Origin of the sequence: Campylobacter concisus (assembly GCF_902460705.1) — a bacterium.
In the GTDB taxonomy this organism is placed as follows: Bacteria; Campylobacterota; Campylobacteria; order Campylobacterales; family Campylobacteraceae; genus Campylobacter_A; species Campylobacter_A concisus_Z.
Map to the genome: position 1 here is coordinate 549,483 of NZ_CABPUP010000001.1, position 6,177 is coordinate 555,659.

Below are 6,177 nucleotides of genomic sequence, written 5' to 3' on the forward strand. Positions count from 1 at the left end.
AAAGCTAATCGTATCAGAAATTTACTTTAATGTTTTTTAAACACTTATATTAGAGCTTTGAAAATTTTTTATAAAGCATAGCATAAACAAAAATTCCAAAACCACACATGATAAGTGATAATATTTGACCCATTGAAAGATTAAAAATAATAAATCCAAGCCCTGAATCAGGCTCTCTAAAAAACTCACAAATAAATCTTGTAAAAGTGTATAAAATAGCATAAAGCGCGATCAGCTCGCCATTAAATTTCTTAAATTTCCTATATAAAAATAAAATAATAAAAATAACTAAACCTTCTAAGAATGCCTCATAAAGTTGGCTAGGATGTCTTGGTTGCCCAAAAACATTTATCGCCCAAGGCACATCTGTAACTCGTCCAAAAAGCTCTTGATTTAAGAAATTTCCGATCCTGCCAAATGTATAGCCAAAAGGTATGCAGATGGCACAAAGATCAAGTAGCTGCCAAGCATTTTGCTTGTATCTTTTGCAAAATAAAATCGTAGCTATCAAAAATCCAACCACAGCGCCGTGATAGCTCATGCCGCGAATTCCTATAAACTCGCCGTTGTGGATTGGATTAAAAATTTGCCAAGGCTGCGTTAGATAATAACTTGCTTCGCCAGAATAAACTAAAACCCAGCCAAGCCTAGCGCCTAAAATAACGCCTATTTCAACCCAAAAAAAGTAATTATCCAAGAGCTGATTTGAGATTGGGATTTTATCTTTTTTAACGAGATATTTTGCCATGGCAAGTGCTAAAACAAGTGCTAAAATATACATAAGTCCATACCAGTGCACGCTAAAACCAAAGATACTAAAGGCGACTGGGTTAAAGTGGTTATAAATGTCGTTCCAAATTTCCATTTTTACTTTCTTTTTAAAATTTTTGCGATTTTACAATGATTTAGCTTTGATGAGCGAATAAACTCTTGCCACTAAGTGCAAGGGCTAAAAATTTAAACTCGCTTGCTTCAAATTCTTTGCAAAATTTAAATAGCTCAGCAAACTCAGCCTCGTTTAAATTTACGCTCCAGATCGCTCCAAGGTCATTAAATTCTCTTTCAAACTCACTTAAATTTTTAGTGGCAAAATAGTGTTCAAAGCGGCTCATCAGCGAAAATGGCGTAAAAAATTTAACCTCATCTTTTATCTCAAATTTCATCACGCCACCATCTTTTATGGCTTCATTTATTGCTTCATTCACAGCCCCAGAGTAGGCTCTGACAAGCCCTCCAGTGCCAAGCTTTATCCCGCCAAAGTAGCGAACTATCAAGACCCCAACGTTTATAAGCCCCGCCCCTCTTAGCGCGTTTAGGCTTGGCTGGCCGCTAGTGCCCTTTGGTTCGCCATCATCACTTTGATTTTCAACGATTTGGCCGTATTTGTTTAGCTCCCTTGTCGCCCAAACTACGTGAACAGCCTTAAAATGCTCCTCTTTTAGGCGTTCATGCAAGCTTTTAAATTTGCTTATCGGGCACAAAAATGCTAAAAAATTTGACTTTTTTATATCGAGTTGAGCTTTGAAAATCCTATCAATCGTCTGCAAATTTGCTCTTTTTTTAAAATTTTAAAAATCTTATCAATTTACTAATTAAAGCCTTGTAAATTCAGACAAATTTATATTATTAAGGAAAAGATAGTAGAATTTTACAATTTTTCACGAAGGACTAAAATGATACAAACTTGCCTATTTCCAGCAGCTGGATACGGAACGAGGTTTTTGCCAGCTACAAAATCGCTCCCAAAAGAGATGTTGCCAATCCTTACAAAACCGCTCATTCACTACGGCGTTGATGAGGCGCTTGAGGCTGGCATGGATAATATGGCCTTTGTCACAGGACGCGGAAAAAGGGCGCTGGAGGACTATTTTGACATCAGTTATGAGCTAGAAAAAGAGATCGCAGGCAGCTCAAAAGAGTCGCTACTAAGCGAAGTTAGAAATTTAATGAGCTCATGCACATTTTCATTTACGAGACAAAATGCTATGAAAGGGCTTGGACACGCCATTTATACGGGCAAAACGCTAGTTCGAGATGAAGCTTTTGGAGTTATTTTGGCAGATGATCTATGTATAAATGAAAATGGTGATGGCGTGCTTTCGCAAATGGTTAAAATTTATGAAAAGTACCGCTGCAGCGTTGTTGCCGTGATGGAAGTGCCAAAAGAGCAGACCAAGTCTTATGGCGTAGTAAGCGGTAGGTTTATAGAAGATGACCTTATAATGGTCGATGATATGGTTGAAAAGCCTGATCCTGCCGAGGCTCCGACAAATTTAGCGATAATTGGCCGCTACATCCTAACGCCAGATATTTTTAACATCTTAGAGCGAACAAAACCAGGCAAAAACGGCGAAATTCAGATCACAGACGCGCTAAAAACGCAGGCAAAAGATGGCATGGTGCTAGCTTATAAATTTAAGGGCAAGAGATTTGACTGTGGCAGCATAGATGGCTTTGTCGAGGCTACAAATTTCTTTTACGAGCGCAGTAAATGATAGAAACTTCATTTAAATTTAACTTTGCAAGCAGCGAGGTCATCGACTCTTATGCCAAACGCATAAACGACGAGTACGAAAGCGGCGAGATAGGCTACTACCACCTGCCAGTGCTTGGGCAAAATTTACTTGGCGAGATCGAAGAGTATGAAAAAGGGCTAGCTCATATCAAAAATGTAGTACTTGTTGGCATTGGTGGCAGCAGTCTTGGTGTAAAGGCGCTAAAATCGATGCTTGAAGGCATAAAGGGGATAAAAAGAGAGCTTTTATTTTTAGATAACGTCGATCCTTGCAGCTACAAAAGCACGCTTAGTGGGCTAAAATTTGATGAGACACTTTTTATAATAAGCTCAAAATCAGGCAACACGATCGAGACAATCACTATTTTTAAGTGTTTGCTTGATGACTTTAAACCTCAAAATTTAGGCAAAAATTTCCTCATCATAACTGATCCAGGCACAAATTTAGAAAATTTCGCCAAAGAAAATGGGATTAAATTTTTTAATATTCCAAAAAATGTTGGCGGTAGATTTAGTGTGCTAAGTGCGATCGGTCTTGTACCTCTTGGTATCTGCGGCTACGATATAAAGGCACTTTTGGATGGCGCGCTTGCTTGCAAGAAGCAATACATCGAGCAAAAGGATAGTTCAATAGTCGCTAAAGCTTACCACTACGCCACTAGCAGAAATGCGAGCATAAATGTCATTTTTAGCTATTGCGATAGATTTTTTGAATTTAACGACTGGTACGTGCAGCTTTGGGCGGAGAGCCTTGGTAAAAAAAGAGGCTATAAAAGGGTTGGCCTTACGCCAGTTGGACTTGTCGGTAGTCGCGATCAGCACAGCTTTTTGCAGCTTATCATGGACGGTGTAAAAGATAAGAGTGTGACATTTATAAAGATAAAAGATCACGCGAGCGACAAGGCTATCCCAAATTTGAGCCTAAAAGGGCTTGAAGAGTGCGATTTTGTGGCAGGTCTAAGCCTAAATGAGCTTATAAATTTGCAGTGCGACGCGACAGCTATGGCGCTGGTGCAAGAGGGCATAAGTGTCGATACTATCACGCTTGAAAGGCTTGATGAGTTTCACGCTGGCTGGCTCATTTTTTACTACGAGCTACTAACCTCGGCTACTGGTATCATGCTAGGCATCAACACCTACGATCAGCCAGGCGTTGAGATAGGAAAACGTATCCTAAAAACTATGCTTTTAAAGTAGAAAATGAAAAAATTTCTACTTTTGGCTCTTTTTGCCACACAAATTTTTGCCTTTTCGGCGAGCAAATTTGTAAATGACGCTAGGTCGCAGATAGGCGTTACGCTAAGTTACGATCCAAGCTACGAAAGGCTCGCCTATCCTATGGGTGACGTGGATATCAAAAAGGGCGTTTGCACCGACGTTGTGGTAAGGGCGCTACGTCATCAGGATATGGATCTGCAAAGGCTCATTTTTGAAGATATGAGCAAAAATTTTTCAGCTTATCCTAAAAAATGGGGACTTAAAAAGGCTGATAAAAACATCGATCACAGGCGCGTTTTAAACATCGCTACCTATCTAAAAAGGAAAGGTTTTGAGGTGAGCGATGATAAATTTCTGCCAGGGGATATCGTCACATGGATGCTACCAAAAAATTTACCTCACATCGGTGTGATCTCAGATAAATTTGAAGGCCAAACACCGCTTGTCATCCACAATATCGGCTCTGGCGTACAAGAAGAAAACATACTTTATAGCTACAAGATCACTGGGCATTTTAGGCTAAAGTAGCAAATGGTTTTTTAATCAAATTTAAGGCAAAATCGCAAAAAAATAAATTCAAGGAAAAATAATGTTAGAAGTTAGGGGACTTACTCAAAGATTTGCAAGTAGTTTGCTATTTGAGGATGTAAATTTAAAGCTAAATCGCCACAACAGATACGGACTAATCGGTGCAAATGGCGCTGGTAAATCGACATTTTTAAAAATTTTAAGCGGAGCTATCGAGCCAACTAGCGGCGAGATCGTCATAGAAAATGGATTAAAGGTTGGTGTGCTTGGGCAAGATCAGTTTGCGTTTGAAAATTTCACGCTAAAAGATGCGGTGCTTTATGGCAACAAACGCCTATACGACGCTGTCAAAGAGAAAGAGAAGCTCTATATGAGCGAGGAATTTACAGATGAGATAAATGAGCGCTTAAGCGAGCTTGAGATGATAAGCGCTGAGGAAGACCCAAGCTACGAGTACGAGACTAGGATAGAAAAAATTTTAAGCTCGCTTGGGCTAAATGAATTTGATAAGCTCATGAGCGAGGTTGAAAACTCGGATAAAGTTAAGGTTTTGCTAGCGCAAGTGCTATTTCCAAAGCCAGACATTTTGTTTTTAGATGAGCCAACAAACAACCTTGATATCGACGCGATCGCATGGCTAGAAAACGAGCTAAACCGCCACGAGGGCACGCTTGTGGTTATCAGCCACGACAGGCACTTTTTAAATAGAGTTTGCACAAATATTTTGGATGTGGATTTTAGAAAAATTCGCGAGTTTTCAGGCAGCTATGACGACTGGTATATGGCTGCAAATTTGATCGCAAAGCAGCATGAGATGGAGCGTGACAAGAAGCTAAAAGAGAAAGAGGAGCTGGAGAAATTTATCGCGAGATTTTCAGCAAATGCGAGCAAGGCAAAGCAGGCGACTTCACGTGCAAAGCAGCTTGAAAAGCTAGATATCGCCGAGATCGCAGTATCAAGTAGACGCGATCCAAGCATACTTTTTCGTGCAAACCGCGAGATAGGCAATGAACTAATAGAGCTTAAAAATGTAAGTAAGAAATTTGATGATAAAGTGATATTTGAAAACTTTAACTTTAAGCTTGAAAAGGGCGATAAACTAGCTATCATTGGCCATAACGGTGTTGGTAAAAGTACGCTTTGTAAGATCATAATGGGCGAGATAAAGCCTGACGCGGGCGAAGTGCATATAGGTGCGACCATCGAGCTAGGATATTTTGCGCAAGATACAGTAAATAAGATAGATGGCGAGCTAAAGCTTTATGAGTACTTGCAAGATGCCAAAAACAAGGACATCGACGAGATCAGAAAGTGCCTTGGCAGGATGCTCTTTAGCGGTGCCGAGCAAGAAAAGGCAGTGGGCGCGCTAAGCGGTGGCGAAAAACACCGCGTTAGACTAGCTCAACTCATGCTTCACAGACCAAATTTACTTGTCATGGATGAGCCAAATAACCACCTAGACCTCGAGGCTATCATCGCGCTTGGCGAGGCATTTTATAATTTTAATGGCTCAGTTATCTGCGTGAGCCACGACAGGGAGCTAATAGACGCCTTTGCAAATAGAATTTTACACCTAAAAGGCAATGGCGAAGTGGTTGATTTTAAAGGCACATATGAAGAGTATAGAGCAAATTTGGGGCTTGAGAGCTAAAATTTGTTATTTCTTGCTCCTAATTGTAGGGGCAAGTTAAAATTTATATTTACTACAAAATCTTGCAAGTATTAATCTAGCTATATAAATTAAAAATAGCTTATAAAAATTATCAAAATCCAATAAAAAGACTTTATAAATAAGAAAGAAAATTAATAAGAAATTTCTAAAGTATTAGTAAGATTTGTAAAATAAAATTTATTAAATAATATTTTTATGATGCTTAGTTTAAGGGCTCTACTTAAAAAATTTAATAAATTTACTT

General features: G+C 39.2%; 6 protein-coding genes. 4 read left to right on the forward strand and 2 right to left on the reverse strand.

Translation table 11 applies throughout. From position 1 onward, the window contains the following. Positions 1 to 49: 49 nt before the first annotated feature. Positions 50 to 865, reverse strand: a complete 816-nt coding sequence (gene lgt, locus F3G75_RS02730) for a prolipoprotein diacylglyceryl transferase (RefSeq protein ID WP_149716459.1) — start codon at positions 863 to 865, stop codon at positions 50 to 52. A gap of 40 nt (positions 866 to 905) precedes the next feature. Then, complete coding sequence (locus tag F3G75_RS02735; RefSeq protein ID WP_149716460.1) at positions 906 to 1,547, reverse strand: IMPACT family protein; 642 nt, start codon at positions 1,545 to 1,547, stop codon at positions 906 to 908. Between the two features lie 126 nt (positions 1,548 to 1,673). On the opposite strand from F3G75_RS02735, the gene galU reads away from it, so the two are divergent. From galU to abc-f, 4 genes are all read left to right on the forward strand, one after another. Beyond that, positions 1,674 to 2,495, forward strand: a complete 822-nt coding sequence (gene galU / locus F3G75_RS02740) for a UTP--glucose-1-phosphate uridylyltransferase GalU (protein ID WP_103607157.1) — start codon at positions 1,674 to 1,676, stop codon at positions 2,493 to 2,495. Beyond that, positions 2,492 to 3,712, forward strand: coding sequence for a glucose-6-phosphate isomerase (locus F3G75_RS02745; RefSeq protein ID WP_149716461.1), 1,221 nt, complete (start codon positions 2,492 to 2,494; stop codon positions 3,710 to 3,712). Before galU ends, F3G75_RS02745 begins: the two co-directional genes overlap by 4 nt. Positions 3,713 to 3,715: 3 nt before the next feature. Then, the gene (locus F3G75_RS02750) at positions 3,716 to 4,261 is read left to right on the forward strand and encodes a DUF1287 domain-containing protein (RefSeq protein WP_149716462.1); all 546 of its coding nucleotides are present in this window, start codon (positions 3,716 to 3,718) and stop codon (positions 4,259 to 4,261) included. A 61-nt stretch (positions 4,262 to 4,322) separates the two neighbouring features. Next, on the forward strand, positions 4,323 to 5,912 hold the full coding sequence (abc-f, locus tag F3G75_RS02755; RefSeq protein WP_149716463.1) for a ribosomal protection-like ABC-F family protein: 1,590 nt from the start codon (positions 4,323 to 4,325) through the stop codon (positions 5,910 to 5,912). The last annotated feature ends 265 nt before the right edge of the window (positions 5,913 to 6,177 follow it).